Source organism: Mycobacterium kyorinense, from assembly GCF_001672775.1.
Taxonomy (GTDB): domain Bacteria; phylum Actinomycetota; class Actinomycetes; order Mycobacteriales; family Mycobacteriaceae; genus Mycobacterium; species Mycobacterium kyorinense_A.
The window spans coordinates 1-522 of sequence record NZ_LZKJ01000025.1 but is presented as its reverse complement, the minus strand read 5'-3'; the positions used below and the strand labels follow the sequence as shown (position 1 = coordinate 522).

The 522-nt window shown below is 59.8% G+C and carries 1 protein-coding gene and 1 pseudogene; one reads left to right on the top strand and one right to left on the bottom strand.

The window, feature by feature from the left end:
- Window positions 1-101: pseudogene (locus A5707_RS23650) on the top strand (class I SAM-dependent methyltransferase); the annotation flags it as partial.
- A gap of 59 nt (window positions 102-160) precedes the next feature.
- On the opposite strand, the gene A5707_RS01455 reads toward A5707_RS23650, so the two are convergent.
- A partial coding sequence (locus tag A5707_RS01455; RefSeq protein WP_197495212.1) for a class I SAM-dependent methyltransferase occupies window positions 161-522 on the bottom strand: 362 nt, incomplete at its 5' end.

The window sequence follows — 522 nt, the reverse complement described above, 5'->3', positions numbered from 1 at the left end:
TGTACGAGACGTTCATCAAGTACCTGACCGGATGCCGCGAGCTGTTCCGCGACGGCTACACCAACGTCTGCCAGTTCACCATGGAAAAGAACGCCGCCTAACGGTCATTTGCCGTCGGCGCACGCCGGCTGGTCTTGCGCTTTGCCGCGCGCGACCTTTGCTACTTGGTCAGCGTGAATTGCGCGACGTCGGTGATTCCCCGCCGCATAAAGTCGGCGCAACCGGTCAGGTAGCGCATGAAGCGTTCGTACATCTGCTCGCCCTTGAGCTCGATCGCCTGGTCCTTGTGCGCCTCGAGTGCCTTGGCCCAGGTGTCCAGGGTGCGGACGTAGTTCTTGCCGATGAAGTGGTGCCGGGTGATGTCGAAACCAGCCTCGGTGGAGTACTTGTCGACGATGTCGACCTGCGGCAAGCGGCCGCCGGGATAGATCTCTTTGCGGATGAAGCTGATGAACCGCATGAATCGCAAATCGCTCATCGTCACCGGAATGTCATGCTCATGCCAATAGGTCCACGGATGGG